General features: G+C 51.7%; 17 protein-coding genes. 16 read left to right on the top strand and 1 reads right to left on the bottom strand.

The window, feature by feature from the left end; genetic code table 11:
* Positions 1-376: 376 nt before the first annotated feature.
* The 3 genes from GS398_RS21165 (at position 377) to recO (ending at position 1,857) form a co-directional block, all read left to right on the top strand.
* The gene (locus GS398_RS21165) at positions 377-631 is read left to right on the top strand and encodes a signal peptidase (RefSeq protein WP_160908835.1); all 255 of its coding nucleotides are present in this window, start codon (positions 377-379) and stop codon (positions 629-631) included.
* Complete coding sequence (locus GS398_RS21160; protein WP_160908834.1) at positions 628-975, top strand: diacylglycerol kinase family protein; 348 nt, start codon at positions 628-630, stop codon at positions 973-975. Before GS398_RS21165 ends, GS398_RS21160 begins: the two co-directional genes overlap by 4 nt.
* Before the next feature lie 156 nt (positions 976-1,131).
* Positions 1,132-1,857, top strand: a complete 726-nt coding sequence (recO, locus tag GS398_RS21155) for a DNA repair protein RecO (protein WP_160908833.1) — start codon at positions 1,132-1,134, stop codon at positions 1,855-1,857.
* Here the strand turns inward: recO and GS398_RS21150 are convergent, their stop codons facing one another.
* Entirely contained in the window at positions 1,858-3,180 is a 1,323-nt protein-coding gene (locus GS398_RS21150) for an asparagine synthetase B (RefSeq protein WP_160908832.1), read from the bottom strand. It abuts the gene before it with no gap.
* Positions 3,181-3,412: 232 nt separating this feature from the next.
* Between GS398_RS21150 and GS398_RS21145 the strand changes: the two genes are divergently transcribed.
* From GS398_RS21145 to GS398_RS21090, 13 genes are all read left to right on the top strand, one after another.
* Complete coding sequence (locus GS398_RS21145) at positions 3,413-4,930, top strand: family 43 glycosylhydrolase (protein WP_160908831.1); 1,518 nt, start codon at positions 3,413-3,415, stop codon at positions 4,928-4,930.
* Positions 4,931-5,037: 107 nt separating this feature from the next.
* Positions 5,038-6,927 (top strand): rhamnogalacturonan lyase, encoded by a 1,890-nt coding sequence (locus GS398_RS21140; protein WP_160908830.1) that lies wholly within the window; start codon positions 5,038-5,040, stop codon positions 6,925-6,927.
* A gap of 47 nt (positions 6,928-6,974) precedes the next feature.
* A complete protein-coding gene (locus GS398_RS21135; RefSeq protein WP_202406169.1) occupies positions 6,975-8,873 on the top strand; it encodes a rhamnogalacturonan lyase in 1,899 nt (632 codons plus the stop codon).
* Entirely contained in the window at positions 8,870-9,637 is a 768-nt protein-coding gene (locus GS398_RS22370; protein ID WP_202406168.1) for a rhamnogalacturonan acetylesterase, read from the top strand. Before GS398_RS21135 ends, GS398_RS22370 begins: the two co-directional genes overlap by 4 nt.
* 17 nt (positions 9,638-9,654) lie before the next feature.
* On the top strand, positions 9,655-10,437 hold the full coding sequence (locus GS398_RS22365) for a rhamnogalacturonan acetylesterase (RefSeq protein ID WP_202406167.1): 783 nt from the start codon (positions 9,655-9,657) through the stop codon (positions 10,435-10,437).
* A 158-nt stretch (positions 10,438-10,595) separates the two neighbouring features.
* Positions 10,596-11,843, top strand: coding sequence for an L-fucose:H+ symporter permease (gene fucP, locus GS398_RS21125; RefSeq protein ID WP_160908829.1), 1,248 nt, complete (start codon positions 10,596-10,598; stop codon positions 11,841-11,843).
* A gap of 13 nt (positions 11,844-11,856) precedes the next feature.
* On the top strand, positions 11,857-12,687 hold the full coding sequence (locus GS398_RS21120; RefSeq protein ID WP_160908828.1) for an amidohydrolase family protein: 831 nt from the start codon (positions 11,857-11,859) through the stop codon (positions 12,685-12,687).
* Between the two features lie 8 nt (positions 12,688-12,695).
* Entirely contained in the window at positions 12,696-13,484 is a 789-nt protein-coding gene (locus tag GS398_RS21115) for an L-fucose dehydrogenase (protein ID WP_160908827.1), read from the top strand.
* Between the two features lie 13 nt (positions 13,485-13,497).
* Entirely contained in the window at positions 13,498-15,936 is a 2,439-nt protein-coding gene (locus GS398_RS21110) for a glycoside hydrolase family 95 protein (RefSeq protein ID WP_160908826.1), read from the top strand.
* A gap of 96 nt (positions 15,937-16,032) precedes the next feature.
* Positions 16,033-17,199: a glycoside hydrolase family 88/105 protein gene (locus tag GS398_RS21105; protein WP_237488274.1), complete on the top strand. Its 1,167-nt coding sequence runs from the start codon at positions 16,033-16,035 to the stop codon at positions 17,197-17,199.
* A gap of 24 nt (positions 17,200-17,223) precedes the next feature.
* Positions 17,224-18,858: a M28 family metallopeptidase gene (locus tag GS398_RS21100; RefSeq protein ID WP_160908825.1), complete on the top strand. Its 1,635-nt coding sequence runs from the start codon at positions 17,224-17,226 to the stop codon at positions 18,856-18,858.
* A complete protein-coding gene (locus GS398_RS21095) occupies positions 18,855-21,353 on the top strand; it encodes a glycosyl hydrolase 115 family protein (protein ID WP_160908824.1) in 2,499 nt (832 codons plus the stop codon). Before GS398_RS21100 ends, GS398_RS21095 begins: the two co-directional genes overlap by 4 nt.
* 85 nt (positions 21,354-21,438) lie before the next feature.
* Positions 21,439-24,390 (top strand): glycoside hydrolase family 2 protein, encoded by a 2,952-nt coding sequence (locus GS398_RS21090; RefSeq protein WP_160908823.1) that lies wholly within the window; start codon positions 21,439-21,441, stop codon positions 24,388-24,390.
* Positions 24,391-24,393: the final 3 nt, after the last annotated feature.

Here is a 24,393-nt window from a genome sequence, read left to right as displayed (position 1 = left end):
TTTTTGAACTTGTATAAGGTTGTAGGTTTGGGTGAGGGAGTAAAAGAGGAGGCCGTATATTTTCAAATTAGCGTATGAGAAAAAAAGTACTAGCCTCCTCTTAACAGATCTGTCATACAATGATAGCCATAGTTTTACGGGCGCGATATGTAGGAAACACCTTTAAGCTTTGCCGGGGTTTTGCCGCATCCCGGTGATTTCGAATATCGGGCCACCGCGAATATTGCACGACAACTGTTACGGGGAAGCGTTCGATTTGGTATCTTTAGGGCAGCGGGCAGCGATGGATCGGGCAACATTTAATGTTTGCAACAACCAATTTTCCGCACGCTAAAACCTATATCCTTAAATCACGTTTTAACTAAATAGACTCAACATGATTATCCGAAACAAATATATGAGGTGGGGCATCGTGCTCCTGTTAGCCGGTATTGCTTTTAACATCGTGGGATGGTTTATTATGGACCGTGAGCCGGAATTTCACCACCACAAAGTAAAATACGGCTGGGCGATGATCATCGGCGTATTGTTATTTGGAGCCGGGTTCTTATACATACTGTACAGCCTTATCCGTAAGGTTGAGCGCAATGCCCTTATCGAGGAACGCGCAGAACGTATCGAGCCGGAGTGAAAAAGGTAGTGAGAAGTTTCGGCTTCGCCGGAAAAGGTATCGCGTGGTCGTTTCGCACCCAGTTTAATTTCAGGATCCATATTATCGCGGCATTGTTGGTAACCGGTTTAGGTTGGTGGGTTCGTCTTAGCCTTACCGAATGGGTTTGCGTGGTTCTGTGTTTCGCGATGGTGATGGTAACGGAAATGGTGAATACCGCGATCGAAGTATTGGTCGACCTGGTTTCGCCCGGTTACCATTCCAAAGCGGGACTGGTGAAGGACATCGCCGCCGGTGCCGTATTGATATCGGCTATATTGGCAGCGATAATCGGGTGTGTCATATTCATTCCTAAATTGTGGTGAGGAACGTATCCTCTCGTCCCTGCACTCCACGGGAATGTTGGGGCAAGCCCGTACACCGGCCAGAAACCTTACGGAGCGGGATCGGGCTATTTTCCATTTTGTTAATCTCAACATTATCCTCCTGTAGAGGAGGCGCCGAAGGCGGAGGAGGATTTAATGCTGCATAAAACCCGTGGCATCGTATTTAAAACAACCGATTATGCCGAAAGCAGCGTGGTGGTACAGGTCTTTACGGAGAAGTTCGGTTTACAGTCGTACCTCATCAACGGCGTAAAGAAACCGAAAGCGAAGATCAAACAGCAATTCCTTCAGCCGTTATACCTCCTTGATATGGTGGTTTACCACAAACCATCGGGAAATATCCAGCGCGCTGCGGAGATCAGGCACTCACCCATTTTTCACAGCATTCCCTATAACCTGGTGAAAAGTTCGGTCGTGTTGTTTCTCAACGAGGTGCTGTACCGCTCCATAAAGCAACAAACGGCAGACGAAGTATTGTTTAACTACGTGTTTCATGCCATCGAGCTGCTCGACAGGCTCGAAACGGGCGTGGTTTATTTTCACCTAGTTTTTTTGATGCGTCTTACACAGTTCCTCGGGTTTTTTCCTGGTAAGCCGGTGTCTGGCGGCCCGTCGATGTATTTCGACCTGCGGCATGCGGAGTATACGCATCATCCGCCCGCCCATCCGTTGTCGTTGCACCCTCCTTACACCGCTAGTTGGGATATATTGGCCAGTACGAATTTCGAAACCATACAGGACCTGTACATTCCTTTAGCCGACAGGAAATACCTGCTGGAGAAGCTGCTCGGCTATTATCGGCTGCATATAGAAGGTTTCGGCGAAGTGAGATCGCTGGCCGTGCTGGAAGAGATCTGGTAACTAAGTTTTCTGTTTCTTTTTCTTGGCGGAAGGAAACAGTACATTATTCAGGATCAGCCGGTAACCCGGGGAGTTAGGGGTTAAGCTAAGGTCGGTTCCCCGACCAGGCCCGCCGCCTCCGAAGTTCCCGCCGCCGCTGCCAAAACCGCCAAAGCCTCCTCCTCCGAAACCCCCGCCTCGTCCGCCTCGTCCAAACCCGCTTTCGGGATCGTGACCACCGTAATAGGTCCATTGGCCGTTGCCAAATTCGCCGTGGATATACCTCGCCGCACCCGCAGCTTTCGTTTCGCCGAGCACCAGGGTGGATGGTTTCAGTACGGCCTTGTTAAAGGCGGTAGTTTGCCCGTTGAAGGCTTTGATCACGAACTCGTGGTCCTGGGTAAGCATGGAAGCCACGATATCCCACTTGGCAGAGAAGCTGAAAAGTGTAAAAAAGTCGCCTGAAGGATCGCCGCGTCCCGCGTTGCCGGTATTGATGTTCGAAAACCCGCGGTAATTGTTCAGCGCAAGCTGGAAATTTTGGAAGGCCAGCGCCTTGCTGAAATCGAGTTTCGATTGGGCGTTAACGTCTACATCATCGCCATCAAAGCCACTGTCGACAATATCTGCGCCGTCGGCCGCAAGGGCTACGTCGAGCGTTTCGCCCGCCGAACACATGGCAAAGAGATAGCCGCCTCCGGCTACGAATTTGCTGATCGCCCTCGCCACCGCCAGTTTCATGGCGGGAACATGCGGGTAACCGAATTTCTTTGCAATTTCCCGCTGGATGCGGATGTCGTCTTCAGACATGCGCTGCATCGAAAGCCCCAGCTGCCCGGTAAAATCTTCATGGTGAAGGTGTACCCACTCATATTTGGCAAGCTCGCCTTTTAAAACAGCTTCGTCGTAGATTACGTCGTACGGGATTTCTGCGTAATTCAGCGCGGTGATCACCGCATCGGTATAATCTTTCGTGGTAAACGTATTATTTGGCGAATACACGGCTACTTTTGCAGCTTTCTCCAGTTTCACGATCTCCATATTGGCTTCCGGGGCCGAAATTTCAGTAAGGATGGCATTTACCCGGGCATCGCTGATCACCTCGAACGAAACGCCACGTACTTTACATTCGTTCTCTACCGGCCCGGCATACTTAACCAGGAAACTGCCGCCGCGATAGTTCAGCAGCCAGTCTACCGCAAGGTCGCGTTTAAGCGTCCAGTAAGCAATACCGTACGATTTCAGGTGGTTTTTTTGCGTTTCATCCATCGGGATCAGGATGGAAGCCGCCTTGGAAACCATCGAAAAAAACACCAGGAAAGCAAGCAGGTATCCTTTAAGCATCTTAGCAGGTAAGTTAGTTAAAGCTATCGAAAATTATATACAAGTGATGTAGTGATTTTGTTACTTCTCCGTTATCATACAACATCATATGCAGGAATGTACAGGATGCCCTTCACGATAATTTTCAGTCTTTTTACCCTGCCAATTATTTATGTGCCTGGTATGAACATTAATTACGAACCTTCGCTGGGATGGCTAACCGAAACAGGCGGCGATTTATATGTGGCCTAAAATGAAGAATCCATTATTGTGCCTGGTAGCATTACTGTTGTCTTTTTCTATTGATAATGTACTTGGACAGGAAAAGTTACCGGCATATTTCAATCCTTTTGTACCCGACCATCTCGCGGACCCGTCCGTAGCTGTATTCAATGGCACTTATTACCTGTACGCCACTACCGACATCAATCACGGCCTTGCCGAAATGGGGCCGCCCGTTGCCTGGAAATCCAAAGATTTTGTAAACTGGAGTTTCGAAGGCACGCTGATCCCTTCCATCAACTGGAACAAGCCCTACGAATTTACAGATGATAAGGGGGCTAAAAGGACCGGCTATTTCAGGTATTGGGCACCGGGCAAACCGATTAAACGGAAGGGCAAATACTACCTGTTTCCAACGATTGTTACTCCCGACGAAAAAATGGGCACTTACGTTATGCTTGCTGATAAACCCGAAGGCCCCTTCCGGTTTGCCGAGGGCGCTGGGCTTTATTTCAACGACGGCCCGCACCCCGATGCCAGTAAACCGCTTGCGCCGGATATCGATGGCGAGGTATTCGTCGACGATGATGGCAGCTCCTATATCGTGTGGAGACGCAGAAATGCTTCAAAATTGAATGACGACTGGAGGTCTCTAACAGGAGAACCCGTACAGATCCCTACCAAATACGGGGGTTATTCAGAAGGGCCAATCCTATTTAAGCGGGAAGGTATTTACTATTATGTTTATACGCTTTCGGGAAACGCCAATTATTGCAACGGCTACATGATCAGTCGTAAAGGGCCGCTTGGGCCGTACGAAGCTCCCCCCGGCCCGGGTATCTTTATTTCGTCGGACCTTTCAACGGGCGTATGGGGGCCTGGCCACGGCAACGTGCTGCAAGTACCGGGTACCGGCGACTTTTATTTTCTTTACCTCGAGTACGGCGAGGGAGGCACCACGCGCCAGGTTTTTGCCGGCAAGCTGAACTTTAACGCCGATGGTTCGATCCAGCCGGTCAGGGCGGATTTTAACGGCATCGGTTACCTGGGTAAAAACCGTCAAAAAAAACCCGGCCTGGCGCTCAACGCTACGGCCGTCGCGTCCAGCGCCAAAGCCGCCAAAACAGTTACTGCGCAAATAGAAACGCAGCCGAACCTGCTCACTACTTTCGGGTCGAGGTTTACCGGCCCCAATGTAAAACCCGCCGAACGCGGGTTTACGTATACGGCGAACAACGCCGTCGATACAAAGAACGGTACCCGGTGGATGGCGGCGGACGATGATCCGCAGCCCTGGCTGATGCTCGACCTTGGCGCAATGAAAGACATCGGCGACGCGGAGATCTTTTTTGTGCTTCCTTCCTTCGGCCATGCCTGGAAACTCGAAACCTCTGCAGATGGCAAAATATGGACGACCCGCCGGGAACAGCAGGAACTGGTTGTCCGTTCCCCGCAAACGATAAAAAAGATCGGCAAAGCCCGGTTCCTGCGTATCACGGTTTTAAAAGGAATGCCGGGTATCTGGGAGCTGAAGATCCACCCGCGCTAGCCGTACTTGTAACATCTGTATTACTCCTTAACAGGGCCATGATAGAACATGACGGTGTTTTGTGCCTGCTTTTGTTATTTAGATCAACCAATTCATAAAGATCCTTCATGATCCTGCTAAACCTTTCAAAAAGAGCGATCTGCGCCCCCCTTTTCCTGGTAATCACTTTGTTTCCCGGGTTTGTCTCCGCACAGCGGATGATGGAGAAGCTCGACCGCGGGCTTATTGCCATTCACCAATCGGCGGATTCCGTGTACGTGGGCTGGCGATTGCTCGGCACCGAGCCTCACGACGTCTCCTTTAACCTATACCGCAAAACAGGCAACGGCGCGCCGGTGAAGCTCAATGCGGCGCCTATTACCGAAAGCACCAATTTTGTAGATACTAAAGCCAGGTTCAACGAAACGAATAGCTGGTTCGTGCGGGCCGTTATAAAGGGCAGGGAACAGGAACCGGGGAAAGCCTTTACACTTGCCGCGAACGCCCCGGTTCGATCGTACCTGGACATACCGATAAAAACACCTGCCGGTTTCTCGCCGAATGACGCATCAGTTGGCGACCTCGACGGCGACGGCGAGTACGAGATCATCCTGCACCAGGCAGGTCGTGGTATAGATACGCCTTCGCCGGGTATTTCCGGCATCCCGCTTTTCCAGGCCTATAAAATGGACGGTACGCTGCTCTGGCAGATCAGTCTCGGCAAAAACATCCGCGAAGGCGCACACTACACCCAATTTATGGTGTACGACCTCGACGGCGATGGTATTGCGGAGTTCGCCTGTAAAACGGCCGATGGCACCATCGACGGAAAGGGAAAAGTGATCGGCGACTCGACCAAAGACTGGCGCACCCTGGATGTTGCACCCAGGAATGTGCTTTATGGCAAGATCCTGAACGGCCCTGAATACTTTACCATCTTCAGCGGCAAAACGGGCGAAGCGCTGGCTACTACAGATTATATCCCCAATCGTTACCCGCTGGATGGTTGGAACGGACATGGCGGCAATGGCGGCGGCGACAATACGGGTAACCGCGTAGACCGGTTTACGGCGTGCGTAGCTTACCTCGACGGGGTACGTCCCAGTGTGATCATGTGCCGCGGCTATTACGGGCGCTCCGTGCTGGCCGCCTGGGATTGGCGGAACGGCAAACTAACCTCCCGCTGGGTGTTCGACAGTAAGGACGGCGAAAACCCCTATTCAGGACAAGGTTATCATGGCATCAGCGTAGCCGATGTAGATAACGATGGCAAGGACGAGGTCGTATTCGGATCGATGGTGGTAGACGATAACGGCAAAGGCCTGTTTAGCACGGGTTACCGCCACGGCGACGCCCTGCATGTAACCGATCTCGATCCCTCTAACCCGGGGCTGGAAGTGTTCGGCATCCACGAAATAGAAGAGGGTACCAAAGGCCCGGGCGTAACGGTATACGACGCAAAGACCGGGAAAACCTTGTACAAAGGCCACATGGACGAAGACGTAGGCCGTGGCGTGGCGGATGACATTGACCCCGCAAACCCGGGTGCGGAAATGTGGTATTCCGGTTCCGGCGGACTGTTAAACCTGAAGGGGGAACGGATCGGCGATGCACCGCGGGGCGTAAACTTCCTGAGCTGGTGGGATGGCGACCTGAACCGCGAAATTCTCGACGGCATCCGCATCACGAAATATAAAGGTCCCGTTTTGCTGGAAGCGGTGGGTTGCCGTTCGAATAACGGGACCAAATCCACGCCCACCCTTAGCGCCGATCTTTTCGGCGATTGGCGCGAAGAAGTGATCTTCCCCACTACTGATGGACAAAGCCTGCGTATTTATACCACCACCATTCCAACTGCCCATAAAATATATACGCTGATGCACGATCCTCAATATCGCCTGGGCATTGCCTGGCAGAACGTGGGATATAACCAGCCGCCGCATACCGGGTTTTACCTGGGCAGCGACATGAAAACGTTACCGGTACCTTATATCAGATTAGTAGAACCTAAAAAATGAGTGCCGTGAGTGATCAGGTTTCAGTTACCAATTATCAGTGGCCGGTTATGAGTTTGCTGAGAAGCGTTTTTGTAACGATGACCATCGTTTCGTGTGCGTTTATAACGTCGGCGCAACGGCAAATGGAGATGCTTAACCGTGGCGTGGTAGCCATCCGTAAGTCTGCCGACAGCGTTTGTGTGAGCTGGCGGGTGCTCGGATCCGATCCTGCTAAGGTCACATTTAACCTGTACCGCAAAACCGGCGCTGCCGGCGCAACAAAGCTTAACAGCACACCAATCGCGGTGGAAACTTTCTTTACGGATACAAAGGCCAGCTTTTCAGCCGATAATACCTACTTCATAAGGGCCGTAAATAACGGGAAAGAGGGAGCCGACAGTGATCCGTTTACCGTGAAAGCTAACGCACCTGCGCTGCCTTACCTTTCATTGCCACTACAAACACCTGACGGTTATACACCGAACGACGCCTCCGTAGGAGACCTTGACGGAGACGGCGCTTACGAGATCGTTCTTCACCAGGTGGGAAGGGGACGTGATAATTCGCAGGGCGGAATTACCACTGCCCCGATCCTGGAAGCTTATAAGATAGACGGCACCCTATTGTGGCGCATCAACCTTGGCCGGAATATCCGCGAAGGCGCGCATTACACGCAATTTATGGTTTACGACCTCGATGGCGACGGCAAGGCCGAGATCGCCTGCAAAACAGCCGACGGTTCGATCGATGGCAAAGGCACAGTGATCGGCGATTCGACCAGGGATTGGCGAAACAGGAACGGCTATGTGCTCGCCGGTCCGGAATACCTTACCCTATTTAACGGGCTAACAGGCGCCGCAATGGCCACTACTGATTTTGTGCCTCCGCGTTATCCGGGTAAAACAGATCCGACTACCGAAGAGCTGAAAGCGCTTTGGGGCGATGGTTACGGCAACCGGATGGACCGTTTCCTTGCCGGTATCGCTTACCTGGACGGCGTTCATCCCAGCCTTATCATGAGCCGCGGTTACTATACCCGTACCGTGGTAACCGCGTGGGACTGGCGCCAGGGAAAGCTTTCGCGAAAGTGGACATTCGACAGCGATAACGGTACCGAAGCCGATCGCGCTTACCGCGGACAGGGAAATCACAACCTTTCCATTGCTGACGTTGACGGTGATGGAAAAGACGAGATCGTATACGGCGCCATGACCCTCGACGACAATGGCAAAGGCCTCTATTCAACCCGCCTGGGCCATGGCGATGCCTTGCACGTAAGCGACCTGGATCCCGACCGGCCCGGCCTGGAGGTGTTTGACATCCAGGAACGTTTCGATGATGCGGGCGCCAGTTTCCGGGATGCGCGTACCGGCGAAATATTGTGGAAAAAAGCTTCCGTAAAAGCGGGAGAAGACGGGGAGGGCCCGGGACGCGGCCTGGCGCTAAACATCGATCCCCGGTACCGTGGCTCCGAATGCTGGGTAGCGGGGGCAGGAATTACCGGTATGTTCGACGCAAAGGGAAATAAGATCGCCGACCGCACTCCTGCCGTAAATATGGGGATTTATTGGGACGGTGACCTGTTAAGCGAAATATTGAACGGCGTCGACATCGATAAATGGGACTATCTCAACTCGAAAAGTCAGCGAATTTTTAGCGGCCGCCTGTATAACTGCGCTTCAAATAATGGTACCAAATCCAACCCTTGTTTGTCGGCCGACCTGTTCGGCGACTGGCGCGAGGAATTGATCTGCCGCACCGCCGACAATAAGGAGCTGCGGATCTTCACCACCACTATCCCAACAAAGTATCGTTTTACAACGTTTATGCACGACCCGCAATACAGGTTAAGCATCGCATGGCAAAATGTCGCCTATAACCAGCCGCCGCATACCAGCTTTTATATCGGCGATGATATGCGGCAGCCTGCCCGGCCAAACATCACTTTTATAACACCCAAAAAATGAAACCGAAGATCAAACTTATCACCCTGGTCGCGCTGTTTGCCGTGATCACAGGGTTTATCAACCGCGAACAACATACGCTTTACATCATCGGCGATTCAACCGTGCGTAATACCAATGGCATACAGCGGGGTTGGGGGATGTTTGTACAATCATATTTCGACAGTACACAACTCGCGGTGAGTAACCAGGCAATGGCCGGAAGGAGTACCCGTACCTTTATTAAAGAGGGCCGCTGGGAAAAAGTGCTTTCGACTCTTAAAGCGGGAGATTTTGTGATGATGCAGTTCGGTCATAACGAGGGGAGCCGCCCCGACACTTCGAAAGCCGGATACCGGGGCGTGTTAAAAGGCACCGGCGACGATGTGGCGGAACTGGTGTGGCCGGATGGAAAACCGGAAACTGTGCACACTTATGGCTGGTACATCCGCAAGTTTGTAAGAGACACCAAAGCTAAAGGCGCAACTCCTATTGTGTTGTCGATGATCCCAAGAAACGAGTTTCGCGATGGCAAAGTAATGCGTGCCGACAAAGACTACGGCTTGTGGGCACGCCAGGTCGCCGAAGAAGAGGGCGCTGTTTTCGTGGACCTTAACAAGATCACGGCAGATAAATACGATGCATTCGGGGCAGAACAAGTAAAAACGTTCTTCCCGGGCGATCACACCCACACCAACGAGGCCGGCGCAAAGATCAATGCCCAATCGGTAATCGACGGCGTAAAACTCCGGAAAGACCTGAAGCTAAACACTTACCTCGCAAAGTAATCCATTCCCTGTTTCCAATGAAAAAGCTGACTTCCATCCTCCTCCTTTCCGGGTCCTTTATCCTTTGTTCCTTCCTGCTTGCGCCAAAATCAAAACCTACGATCTTCCTGATCGGCGATTCGACCGTAAAAAATGGCCAGGATACCGGTTCGAACGGGCAATGGGGCTGGGGACATTATCTCGGTGATTGGTTCGATTCCACGAAAGTGAAGGTGGTAAATAATGCCCTTGGCGGTACAAGCAGCCGTACTTACCGCACTACCGGGCCGTGGAATAAAGTGCTGCCCGATATTAAACCGGGCGATTATGTGATCATGCAGTTTGGCCACAACGATGCAAGCGGCATCGACGAGCCTGCACGTGCCCGGGGAACCATTAAGGGTAACGGCGACGAAAGCCAGGAGATCGATAATCCTATTACCAAAAAGCACGAAACGGTTTATAGCTATGGCTGGTATCTCCGTAAATACATCGAAGAAATTAAAGCAAAAGGCGCCACCCCGATCGTTTGCTCGCTAATTCCCAGGAACAACTGGAAAGAAGGTAAAGTGAACCGCGCGACAGAAGGGTACGGCAAATGGGCCATGGAAGCCGCCGCACAGGGCGGTGCATATTTCGTGGACCTTAATGGCATCATCGCCGATAAGTACGACAAGCAAGGCCCTGAAATGGTTAAATCCTATTTCGCGTCGGATAACTTACACACCGTAGAGGCCGGCGCCCGCATGAACGCGCAATGCGTGGTGGAAGGCTTACGCGGTGTGAAGAAATTGAAGAAATTGACCCGGATGTTGAAGTAATCAGTTAAATACGCCGCAAAACGGAATTTTTGCCTGTTCAGGTGTTAATTAAAGTGAATAAAAAGGTAATTTACCCGAACGCGTTAAACAGGAAATAAGTTTCTTTGGCTAACCAAAAGCCTTCCGGGAAACCGGGTAAACCTGATTAATCATTTAGCATGACAAAGAACAAATATTTATTCCCGTTCATCCTGGTCACGTCGCTCTTTTTCCTATGGGGATTTGCTCATAACCTCGACCCGATCCTGATCCCGCATCTCCAGAAGTCGTTTACGCTTACCACCTCACAGGCTACCCTGGTGGATTCGGCCGTGTTCATCGCCTATTTCATAATGGCGGTGCCTGCGGGCATGATCATGAAGAAATTCGGGTACAAATTCGGTATCATAGCCGGCTTGCTTTTTTTCGCGATAGGTTGCTTTATGTTCATCCCGGCGGCTGATGCGCAGTCGTATAACTTTTTCCTCGTGGCGCTGTTCGTTATCGCTTGCGGCCTCACTACGCTCGAAACCGCTGCCAATCCATACGTTACCGTGTTGGGCAGTCCGGAAACCGGGCCGCAGCGGCTTAATCTTTCGCAGTCATTCAACGGCCTGGCAGCGTTCATAGCCCCGGTATTAGGGGGGAAGATCATCATGACCAAAGGATACAGCGATGCGGAATTAAACACCATGAGCGAAGCCGCGCGCAAGATCGCGTTGGCATCGGAGGCATCCTCGGTAAAAACACCCTATTTCATCCTGGGGGCGGTATTGGTTGTGATCGCGATTTTGTTCGCGCTATCCAAGCTGCCTGCCATTGAACAGGATGCCGGCGTGCCGCCTGCGGGGAAAAATATTCTCCACGCATTTAAACACAGACACCTTGCCTGGGGCGTAGTCGCGCAGTTCTTCTACGTCGGCGCACAGGTTTGCGTAATGAGCCTTTTTGTTATTTACGCCAGGAAATCTGCCGGCCTTACGGATATGGAGGCGGCCTGGTATACCGGTATAGGCGGCGGCGCGTTTCTCCTTGGTCGCTTTACCGGAACTTTTATCATGGGATTCTGGCCCGCACCGCGCTTACTGACATTATATTCGATCATCTGTGTGTCGCTTTGCGTAGTGGCTGTACTGGGACATGGAATGATCACCGTTTTCGCCGTAGTTGGCATTTATTTTTTCATGTCGATCATGTTCCCCACTATTTTTGCCCTGGGTGTGAAGGGGCTTGGCCGCGATACCGAGTTTGGCAGCAGCCTGATCATTATGTCGATCGTGGGCGGCGCAATTTTGCCACGTATTTTCGGCCTGATCAGCGATGCGACCAACGACATCCAGAAGGGATATATAGTTCCCTTGGTTTGTTTCCTCGTAGTGGCGTTGTTTGGATGGAAAGGATATCAAACAGGAACGGCAACTAACTAATATACATACAGTCGTGAAAATCGATTCTCATCAGCATTTCTGGAAATTCGACCCGGTACGGGATAGCTGGATCGACGAAAGCATGCAGGTCATTCAACGTGATTTTTTTCCGCAGGATTTGCACCCGGTACTGGCCAGGCATGGGATTTCCGGGTGTGTGGTGGTGCAGTCGGACCAGTCTCCGGCCGAAAACGTTTTCCAGCTGGAAAACGCCGCTTCATACGATTTCGTGAAAGGTGTGGTCGGCTGGGTAGACCTGCAGGCGGGAGATATTTACGATCAGCTTGCGCAACTGGCGGCCTTTAAAAAAATGAAAGGCTTCCGGCATGTATTGCAAGGCGAAACAGATCGTGCCCTGATGCTCAAGCCTTCTTTTATGCGGGGCATCAGCGCATTGAGCGCCTATGGCTTTACCTACGATATCCTTATTTTTCCCGATCAGCTCCATTTTGCGGCGGAGCTGGCAAAAGCCTTTCCCGGTCAGCCGTTCGTGCTCGATCATATCGCCAAACCGGGCATAAAAAAGGCAGAAACCGGCGACTGGAAGACGGGCCTCGAAACGCTCGCCCGCTTTGAAAACATTTCCTGCAAAGTTTCGGGAATGGTTACGGAGGCAGATTGGCAGCATTGGAAGATCAGCGATTTTACCCCCTACCTGGATGTAGTATTCGATGCGTTTGGCGCCGACCGCCTGATGTTCGGTTCCGACTGGCCGGTATGCGAAGTGGCCGGTGGATACGATAAAATGATCGGTATCGTAACGCAATACACTTCTAAATTATCCGTCACCGAAAATGAAAAGTTCTGGGGCGGCAACGCGATAAAATTCTATAATTTAGATTAACAGCAGATATGGACTTACAATTAAAAGATAAGGTAGTAATAGTAACAGGCGGCGCCAAAGGTATCGGCGAGGGAATTTCGCGCGTGTTGGCAGCGGAAGGTGCGATCGTGGTTGTGGTAGGCCGGAACGAGGCTGATAACGAGCTGTTGGTTAACGCGCTTACCGGCGAAGGGAAACAAGCTTTCCCGGTAGCTGCCGAGCTTTCGGATCCCGTCGCGTGTGAGCAAGCGGTAAAGGTCGTGGTCGCTAAGTACGGCAGGATAGACGGGCTGGTGAACAATGCCGGCGTGAACGACGGCGTAGGCCTGGAATCTGGCGACTATGCCCGCTTTATGGAAAGCTTGCATAAAAACCTGGTGCATTATTACTTAATGGCGCACCATGCCCTTCCCGAGTTAAAAAAATCAAAAGGCCCGATCGTTAATATCACCTCGAAAACCGCGGAAACCGGCCAGGGCAATACCTCGGCATATGCTGCCGGGAATGGGGGGCGCAATGCGCTGACCCGCGAATGGGCAGTGGAGCTGCTCAAATACGGGATCCGTGTAAACGCCGTGGTGGTAGCCGAATGCTGGACCCCGCAATATGCCAGGTGGATCCATACACTTTCAAACGCCGAAGAAATGTTGAAAGAGATCACCGCCAGGATCCCGCTGGAGAACCGGATGACCACCGCCGTGGAGATCGCGAATATGACGGCGTTCCTGCTCTCGGAACGTTCGAGCCATACTACCGGCCAGTTGATCCATGTTGACGGGGGCTATGTACACCTGGACCGTGCCCTCGCAAATGCCTGATTGCTATGCAGCTATGAAAAAGATCTTATTGTGCCTGTTATGCCTCCCGCTCGGTGCGTTCTGCCAGGCGAACCTTAAACTATGGTACGACAAGCCTGCAAAGGTATGGACCGAAGCCTTGCCCGTCGGCAACGGGCGCCTTGGCGGGATGATCTTCGGCGATGCGGGCAGCGAACTGATCCGGCTGAATGAGGCTACACTTTGGTCGGGAGGGCCCGTGTCAGGCAACGTAAACCCGGATGCGGCTAAATTTCTCAACCTTTCGCGCGAAGCGCTGAAAAAGGAAGACTACGCCGCAGCCGCCAGCCTGGCCAAAAAGATCCAGGGGGTATACTCTGAAGGATACCTGCCCCTCGCAGATCTGCAGATTCGCCAGGATTTTGGCACTGCTGCACCGCAAAACTATTATCGCGATCTCGATATAAGTAAGTCGCTGGCGACAACGCGCTTCACCGTAAATGGTACGACTTTTACCCGTGAAGTGATCGCTTCGTTTCCCGACCAGGTGATGGTGGTGAGGCTAACCGCCAGTAAGCCGGGTCAGTTGAATTTGAAGATCTCGGGAACCAGCCAGCTAAAGTTCAGCAAACTGGTAAAAAATGGCAACGAGCTGGTATTAAAAGGAAAGGCGCCCGCACGTGTAGATCCCAATTATGTACGGTATAACGCCCAGCCCATTACCTGGACCGATACAGCGGGCTGCCGCGGCATGCGGTTTTCATTGCACCTGAAAGCGGTTAACAAGGGAGGCGCGGTTTCGGCGGATACTACCGGGATTACCGCGCAAGGGGCTACGGAGATCCTGCTGTTCCTTTCGGCGGCCACGAGCTTTAACGGCTTTGACAAATGTCCCGATAGCCAGGGCAGGAACGAAGAACAACTTGCCACCTCTTACCTTACATCCGCGGCGGGAAAGAGCTGGACCAGTTTGTTGAACGCGCATACAAAAGACTACCAGCATTATTTTAACAGGGTATCGCTGAACTTGTCTACTGACGCGAATCAAAGCCGGCTTCCCACTAACGAGCGGCTGCTTGCCTTCTCCAAAGGGGCGGTCGATCCTTCTTTCGAAACCTTGTTTTACCAGTATGGGCGCTACCTGCTGATCTCGGCCTCCCGCCCCGGCGGCCCGCCCGCAAACCTGCAGGGGATCTGGAATGAGTCGATGCGTCCGCCCTGGAGCTCAAATTATACGATCAACATCAATACCCAGATGAATTACTGGCCGGCTGAGATCAGTAACCTGGCGGAAATGCAGCAGCCTTTGTTTGCGTTTTTGAAAGACTTGTCCGTTACAGGGAAAGTTACCGCCCGGGAATTTTACCATATGAACGGCTGGGTGGCACATCACAACAGCGATATCTGGGCATTGTCTAACCCGGTGGGCGATATTGGTCGCGGCGACCCAAAATGGGCGAACTGGGACATGGGCGCTCCCTGGCTTACCCGTCATTTATATGAGCATTACGAGTTTACGGGCGACAAAAAGTTCCTCGCCGCAACCGCTTACCCGCTTATGAAGGGCGCTGCGGAATTCTTCGTTGATTTTCTCACAGAGGATGAGAACGGTTTCCTGGTGACGGCGCCTTCGGTTTCGCCCGAAAATGATTTTATAGATGGTAACGGCCTTAAGGGCAGTGTCTCCGTTGCAACTACCATGGACATGTCCATCATCCGCGACCTGTTTACCAACGTGATCGAAGCTTCAGAAGCATTGGGTATGGACGAAGCGTTCAGAAAGTTAATTATCGCGAAAAAGGCGAAGTTATATCCCCTGCACATCGGCAAAAAAGGCAACCTCCAGGAATGGTACAAAGACTGGGAAGATGTTGACCCGTTTCACCGCCACGTAAGCCAGCTCTATGGTCTCCATCCCGGGAGGGAAATTTCGCCGGTACGCACGCCGGCGTACGGTGATGCGGCACGGAAAACCCTCGAACTGCGCGGTGATGCAGGTACCGGTTGGAGCCTGGCGTGGAAGATCAATTTCTGGGCACGCTTACTCGATGGCTATCATGCCTATAAGCTCGTGCGCGACCTGATGCGCGACTTATCCGTGTCTAAAGGCGGCGGCTTGTATCCCAACCTGTTCGATGCACACCCGCCCTTCCAGATCGACGGCAATTTTGGCGCGACTTCCGGTTTTACCGAAATGCTGCTGCAGAGCCACCTGGGCGAGATCCACCTCCTGCCCGCTATACCCGCGAACTGGATAAACGGAAGCGTACAGGGCCTGAAGGCAAGAGGTAACTTTACCGTTGCCATGACCTGGAATAATAACAAATTAGTTACCGCAAAAGTCCTTTCCGGTAACGGTGGAATTTGCAGGATCAGGTCGGCGTTGCCCGTAAACATCAAGGGCGTAGCTGCTGTCTCTAAACCGGAAGGCGCCTGGTTTGTTACTGAATTTCAGTCTCTTAAAGGCAAGACTTATGAATTGAGCGCAAGGTAGCCGAAAGTTTGCGGACCAAACAGGGCAGGACACCACAGGTTGCTCTTTCACCCAATAAGCCCGATACTAGCGGCATAACCAGTTTAAGCTACTATCATGCCCTTGTTCAGAACTTCTTTTTGGAAAGCGATGACTTTCCCTGCGATCCTCCTGGCTGCCCTGCAAACCGGCGTTTATGCGCAGAAAACACCCGATAAAAAAGAAGTATTGAATGCCATGCGAATCACCAATGCGTATTTTATGCAGAAGTGGCCGGATGTGGCGAAACCGATCGTGACGGAACGCGAACGCCCTTCGAATATATGGACAAGGGCCGTTTATTACGAAGGATTAATGGCGCTTCATGCTGTCGATAAGGATAAAAATCAAAAAAAGAAATACTATGATTACGCAGTTGCCTGGGGAGAAGCGCATAAATGGGGGCTCCGCAACGGGGTAAAAACGCGTAATGGCGACGACCAGGCCTGCGGACAAACGTATATCGACCTGTATCTGCTCGATAAAAAGAAGAACCCCGAACGGATCAAAGATATCAAGGCGTCCATCGACCTGATGGTGAGCAGCCCCAAAAAAGACGACTGGTGGTGGATAGATGCTTTCCAGATGGCCATGCCCGTTTTTACGAGGTTGGGCGTCGTTTATAACGACACTACTTATTTTCATAAAATGTACGAAATGTACGCTGACACAAAATATCAGCAGGGTGGAAAGGGGTTGTTCAACCCGGAAGATAAATTATGGTGGCGGGACAAGGATTTCGTGCCTCCGTACAAAGAGCCGAACGGGCAGGATTGTTACTGGTCGCGCGGGAACGGTTGGGTAGTGGCGGCATTGGTGCGTACACTCCAGGTGCTGCCGAAATCAGACCCGCATTATAACGAGTACCTGAAAGATTATAAAGACCTGTTAAGCGCATTGCCGGCCATCCAGCGCGAAGACGGCCTGTGGAACGTAAGCCTTCACGACCCTTCCGACTTTGGCGGGAAGGAGATTACCGGCACCTCCCTCTTTGTTTACGGGATGGCCTGGGGTATTAATAATAAACTGATCGACGAAAAAACGTATCGACCGGTGCTTATCAAGGCCTGGAATGCCATGATCAAAGATTCTGTACATCCTAATGGTTTTCTTGGATATGTACAGGGAACAGGGAAGGAGCCTAAAGACAGCCAACCCGTAACTTATGACCGGGAGCCCAATTTCGAGGATTTTGGACTGGGTTGTTTTCTCCTGGCGGGAAGCGAAGTTTATAAGATAAAATAAGTCTTAAAGTTAGTAGTTTTAACTATGAAGACACTCAACAAACTCACTTGCCTTGTTTTTGCAGGCGCCTCGCTGGCGTCATGCAACCGGCCGGAACTCACCCAGGCCCCTTTTAGTAAGGAGTCGATCGCCGCGCATATTAAAACGCTTTCTTCGGATGAGTTTATGGGCCGGAAGCCTTTTACCGCCGGTGAAACTAAGACGATCGCTTACCTCGAGGAGGAGTTTAAAAAGCTCGGCCTGGAGCCGGGTAACGGCAATAGTTTTTTACAGGATGTACCGTTGGTAGAGATCACGCCGACCGCTTCTGCAACCATGCTGGTTACTTCCCCGAAGGGAAATTTTACCCTGAAAGGCTTTGACGATTACGTGATCTGGACACAACGCACGGACGCCAAGGTTAGCCTCGATAATGATGAGCTGGTTTTTGCAGGATACGGTATTGTAGCCCCCGAATTGGGATGGAACGACTACGCAGGCCTGGATGTAAAAGGAAAGGTAGTGCTCGTAATGGTGAACGATCCTGACTTTGGTACTGAATCAGATACTACCTTATTTAAAGGCAACACCATGACCTATTATGGTCGCTGGACCTATAAATTCGAAGAAGCTGCCCGCCAGGGAGCAAAGGGCTGCCTCATTATCCACGACACCGCCGGCGCCAGCTACGGCTTTAACGTGATCCAGAATAACTGGAATGCAGCACGCCTCAACCTGGAGTCGAAAGACTACCAGTGCGCGGCCATCGGCTGGGTAACCGGTCCAACAGGCAAGAAATTATTCGAAGCCGCCGGTCTCGATACCATGCTGATGGTACAGGCAAAACAAAAAGGCTTTAAACCGGTGCCGATGAACCTGAAGTTAGCTGCGTCCATGCAGGTGAAGGTGAAAAAAGACCTGTCGCACAACGTGGTCGGTAAGATCACCGGTTCTAAACACCCCGAAGAATTGATCATCTACTCGGCGCACTGGGACCATCTCGGAATAGGGAAGCCGAACGCTAAAGGCGACTCGATCAACAATGGTGCGTTAGACAACGCCAGCGGAACGGCTTCGCTGATGGAAATCGCAAAAGTGTTTAAGTCGTTGGATCCCAGGCCGGAACGTACCATCGTTTTCCTGTCGGTTACCGCCGAGGAACAAGGATTGCTCGGTGCGGCCTGGTATTCGAAACACCCGATCTACCCGGCCTCCCAAACCGTGGCCAATATCAATATGGACGGGATGAACGTACACGGCAAGACCAAAGATATCGTGGTAGTAGGCGTCGGTCAGTCGGAGCTCGAAGATATGCTGAGAGAAGAGGCGGGGAAAAAGGACCGCTACGTGGCGCCCGAGCCGCATCCCGAAGCTGGATATTACTTCCGTTCAGATCATTTCAACTTCGCAAAGATCGGTATTCCTGCCCTGTATCTCGAAAACGGGATTGATGTGATCGGTAAAGGAAAAGAATACGGGAAACAGATGGCCGATGATTATACCAAGAATTACTATCACCAGCCGTCGGATGAATTTAATCCGGGCTGGAATTACGATGGCGCTATTGACGACCTGGAATTACTGTTTAATGTGGGCAAACGACTGGCATTTAGCGATAAATGGCCGCAGTGGAAGCCGGAATCGGAGTTTAAAGCCATCCGGGATAAAGAAAAGAAATGATGAGCTTAAAGCGGTTTGAGTGGTTGATCCTGTTTTTTTGTGTGCTTTTTCAGCGAAATGCTGCAGCCCAGGTAAATAGGATCAGCCTCTCATCTACGCTTAAAAGCGGTTATTTCCGGTTGGCATACCAGCAACGTGCAGCCGCAATTTACTATGATCAGCGCGATGCGGAGGTAGTAAGTATTGCCGCCAACGCTTTCGCGGAAGACGTGCGGCGGGTAACCGGTACGCTTCCATCTGTAAGAACGGTAAATGACCAGCCCGCTGAATACGCCGTAATTATCGGTACACTTAACAGCTCGAAACTGGTAGATGCGCTTGCTGCATCCGGAAAGATCGATGCGGAAAAGATCCGCGGGAAATGGGAAACGTTTTCTATTGCGGTGGTCGATAAGCCCTTTCCGGGGACTAAACAAGCTTTGGTGATTTCCGGAAGCGATCGGCGCGGTACAGCGTTTGGCGTTTTCGAGCTTTCGGGGATGATCGGTGTATCGCCCTGGTATTGGTGGGCCGATGTAACACCCGAACACCGGGACGGTCTCTATGTATCGCCCGGCGAAAGTATCGAGGGCCCGCCTTCCGTAAAATATCGCGGGATCTTCCTGAATGATGAAGACTGGGGCCTACAGCCATGGGCCGCAAAGAACCTCGACAAGGAGGTAAAAGATATCGGTCCGAACACCTATACCAAGATCTTCGAATTATTGCTTCGCATGAAAGCCAACTATATATGGCCTGCCATGCATCCTTGCACGAAAGCTTTTTATTATTATCCAGGTAATCCCGTTGCTGCCGATAAATATGCCATCGTAATAGGCGGCAGCCACTGCGAGCCGATGCTGCGTAACAACGTGTTCGAGTGGGCAGAGAATTTTGAAGAAGAATATCATGTAAAGCCGGGCGAATGGCGCTACGATCTTAATAAACCACAAATGGACCGGTACTGGGAAGACCGGATCCGGCAATCGAAAGGCTATGAATCGGTTTATACGGTCGGGATGCGCGGTATTCACGATGGGAGCATGCCCGGCCCGCCGGACCGCAAAGAAAAAGTTAAGCTGCTGGGAAATGTGATTAAGGGACAGCGCGAGATCTTTGCCCGTAACATGACGACACCGGTAGCACAGATCCCGCAGATCTTCTGCCCGTATAAAGAAGTATTGTCATTATACCAGGCGGGTTTGGAGCTCCCGGATGATGTTACCATCGTATGGGCCGATGATAACCACGGATATATTCGCCAGCTTTCTACTCCCGCTGAACAGAAACGTGCAGGCGGGAGCGGGGTGTACTACCATATTTCCTATTGGGGAGCTCCGAACGATTATCTCTGGCTCTCAAGCATTTCGCCATCACTGATCTCGTTTGAGCTGAGTAAAGCATATGCCTACGGGTCAGACAGGTTGTGGGTGATCAATGTCGGCGATATTAAACCGGCCGAAATGGAAACCCAGTTCGCCATGGACCTCGCCTGGGACGTGAACCGCTGGAAGCCCGAAAACGCATCCGCCTATGCGGAATATTGGGCGGGGCAGATCTTTGGAAAACCCCTCGCTAAAAGCATCAGTCAAATAAAAATGGACTACTATCGCCTGGCGCAATCGGCGAAGCCGGAACACATGGGCGTAGTATCCTTTAGCGAAAAAGAAGCCGATCAACGCCTTCTCGATTATAAGCTGATTGCCGATAAAGCAGCCTTGCTGGAAAAGCAAGTACCTAAACGGCTCAAAGATGCCTATTTTCAATTAATTACCTACCCGGTTATGGGTGCCCGGCTGATGAACGAGAAGGTCCTGTACGCATCCAAAAGCCGGATGAATGCAAGTATCGGAAGCCCCGATTCGGCTAAGTATGCGAAAATGGCAACCGCTGCGTTTAACCAGATCGGTGCTATTACGGATACTTACAATACGGAGATCAGCGGCGGAAAATGGTCGGGCATGATGAGCTGGCACCCCCGCGACCAGGAAGTATTTAAAATGCCGGAGTTAAACGGAGCAGGGAAATCACCCGTGGAAGCATTCCGCAAAACTAGCGCCGCAGATCCCGTCGTGATCCAGGCATCATCTTTTTCCTCCCGCAAAGACGCAGCGGGTACAAAGCTTATACTCATGCAAGGACTTGGCGTGGGTGGAAACGGGATCACCTTAATGCCTTTTACGTCCGCCCCGGTGAAGCCGGATGCGTTGTCGTCTGCCGCCTTCGTCGAATACAAGACAAGCTTGACGAAAGGAGAACATACTTTTGAGGTACGTTGCCTTCCCACCCAGGGCATTTTTGAGAAAAGAGGCGTAAGGTTCGCGATTGTCATTAATGGCGGCGAGCCGCAGGTATTTAACGTGGTACCCGCATCGGAAAATGCCGAATGGCGACAAAACGTTTTGAGAGGCTTTGCTTCAAAGTCGGCAAAGAGCATCGTGAGCGAAGGCGTTTCAACCATCCGGATCTATCCCCTGGATCCCGGGACCGTGATCAGCCAGGTAGTAATTTATTAGGAAATGCGCACCAGGTCCCTTGTTTAACCGGGTAAAGCCAATCGGTGATAAAAGAGTTCAATAAGTTTAATTGTAAGCTAGCAGGATGAAAAAATATTTGGTTACCGGCGTATTTGTTTTGTCGGCGATTATTAATGCGTTCGGACTTCCGCCAAGGGCGAAAATGAATTTTAACCCCGGCTGGAAAGTATTTGCGGGTGACCCGAAAGGCGCAGAAACAACCGGCTTTGACGATACAGCCTGGAAGGACATTACCTTACCGCATGCCTGGAATGAAGACGATGCCTTCCGGAAATCCATTGACCAGCTTCCTACCGGCATTGCATGGTACCGCAAACATTTCCGGGTACCGGCTTTCTATGCAAGGGGCAAGATCTTTATTGAGTTCGAAGGGGTGCGGCAGGCCGGTGAGGTCTACCTCAATGGGAAGCTGATCGGGCGTCATGAAAACGGCGTGATGGCGTTTGGCTTCGACCTGACAGGTCTGATCAAAGCAGGCGGCGATAATGTGATCGCCGTACGCACCGATAATGCATGGGACTATAAAGAAAAATCAGGCGGCTCCGGTTTTCAATGGAATGACAAAAATTTTAATGCTAATTACGGCGGCTTGTCGAAAAACGTCTGGCTGCATTTTTCGGGGAGGCTGTTCCAGACATTGCCGCTCTATACTTTCCTGGGCACTACCGGAACCTATGTTTACGCAGATAGTTTCGATATGCAAGGCGGCGAAGCGAATATCCACGCCAGCTCCGAGGTACGTAACGAACAGTCCGGTCCCGTTAACTTTATGTACCAGGTAGAAGTACGGGATTTACAAGACAAGGTAGTGCGTATCTTCAACGGGAAGCAAAAATCACTTCAGGCCGGTGAAACACAAATAGTTACCGCCTCTTCAAGGATTTCGGGGCTTCACTTCTGGAGTTGGGGTTACGGTTACCTGTATACGATAACTACAAGGCTGCTGGTAAATAACCGTCCTGTGGATGAAGTGATTACGCGTACAGGCTTCCGCAAAACGGCGTTTAAAAATGGCATGTTCTACCTGAACGACCGGGTGTTAATGGTACACGGCTACGGCCAGCGCACCAGCAACGAGTGGCCCGCCGTCGGTCTTTCGGTGCCGCCTTGGATGAGCGACTATAGTAACCGCCTGATGGTTGAAAGTAACGGAAACCTGGTTCGCTGGATGCACATTACGCCCTGGAAGCAGGATATCGAATCCTGCGACCGGGTAGGCCTGTTACAGGCGATGCCTGCCGGCGATGCGGAGAAAGACGTGGAAGGCCGCCGTTGGGAGCAACGCAAGGAGGTGATGCGCGATGCGATCATTTATAACCGCAATAACCCCAGCATCGTATTTTATGAGTGCGGGAACGAGTCAATCAGCGCAGCGCATATGAAAGAAATGAAGGCCATCCGCAATCAATATGATCCATATGGCGGCCGGGCGATCGGTTCCCGCGAAATGCTCGACATCCCCGAAGCGGAATATGGCGGTGAAATGCTTTACATCAACAAAAGCGCGACGAAACCGCTATGGGCCACCGAGTACTCCCGTGATGAGGGCCTGCGGAAATATTGGGACGAGTATAGTCCCCCTTACCATAAAAACGGGACCGGCCCGCTTTATAAAGGAACTGACGCCAGTGACTATAATCGTAACCAGGATTCGCATGCCATTGAGAACGTGGCACGTTGGTTCGATTACTGGCACGAGCGCCCGGGAACAGGCGAAAGAGTGAGCTCAGGCGGTGTAAATATTATTTTTTCAGATTCTAACACCCATTTCCGGGGAGAGGAAAATTACCGGAGAAGCGGCGAGACGGACGCCATGCGGATTCCAAAGGACGGTTTTTTTGCGCACAAAGTGATGTGGAACGGTTGGGTAGATCCCGACAATACGGGCATTCACCTGGTCGGGCATTGGAATTACCGGCCAGGTACCAGGAAAAATATTTACGTGGTAGCCGCCGGCGAAAAGGTGGAGCTGTTTGTGAACGGGAGATCATTGGGTATGGGCAATCGCAGCAGCCATTTTTTGTTCACCTTTAATGATGTTGAGTGGCAGCCCGGAACCATCAAAGCAATTTCTTACGACGGTGCCGGCAAGAAGCTGGCAGAAGCACAGCTGAAGACGGCCGGGGAACCGGCGGCAATTCGTCTTACACCCATCCAATCGCCGCTGGGCTTAAAAGCCGATGGGGCGGATCTTGCGATGGCGGAAGTAGAAGTGGTAGATGCTGCGGGCAATCGCTGCCCTACGGCAATGGATACCATCCATTTTTCCATGACCGGTCCGGCGGAATGGCGCGGGGGAATCGCACAGGGTGCAGGCAACTTTATCCTCTCTAAAGACCTTCCGGTAGAATGCGGAGTGAACCGGGTGATCATTCGTTCCCTGGCTAAAGCAGGCAAGATCGTCGTCTCTGCAACCGCAGCAGGGCTTAAACCTGCCTCAGTTAGCTGGGTTTCGGCCCCGGTAAAGGTTACCGGCGGCTTATCCGGGGAACTTCCCGCTGCCGGGTTACCGGTGAATCTCGGCCGCGGGCCTACACCTGCGGGCCAATCTTATACCGTTAGCCGGCTGCCATTAAAGATAGCTTCGGCAACCGCCGGTGCAAATGAAAGTAACGTGACGGCGAGTTTCGACGATAATGAGCTGTCTGATTGGGTGAATGATGGAAAGGCAGCTACCGCCTGGGTAAAATATGAGCTCAAGGAAGCTTCGGTGGTGAACGAAGTAGTGCTCAAACTGAATAATTTCCGTACGCGGATTTATCCGCTCCGTATCCTGGTTGACGGCCAGGAGGTATTTAACGGGAACACGGCCACTGGCCTCGGATATTTTACCGCAGTTTGTAAACCAGTAAAGGGGAAAACCATAACCATCCGGCTTACCGCGGGCAGCACCGGCGTAACTACCACTGGAACCGAGCTTTCCGGAAAGAAGCTCGATGACGGTGTAGCGCGCGGTGACCAGGACGCAAAAGGAACGCTCAGCATTATAGAAGTAGAAATATATAAAGCCAACTAACCA

This window comes from Hufsiella ginkgonis (assembly GCF_009834915.1).
GTDB classification, from domain to species: Bacteria; Bacteroidota; Bacteroidia; order Sphingobacteriales; family Sphingobacteriaceae; genus Hufsiella; species Hufsiella ginkgonis.
The sequence above is the reverse complement of the archived record's forward strand: the minus strand, read 5'-3'. Positions and strand labels throughout refer to the sequence as shown.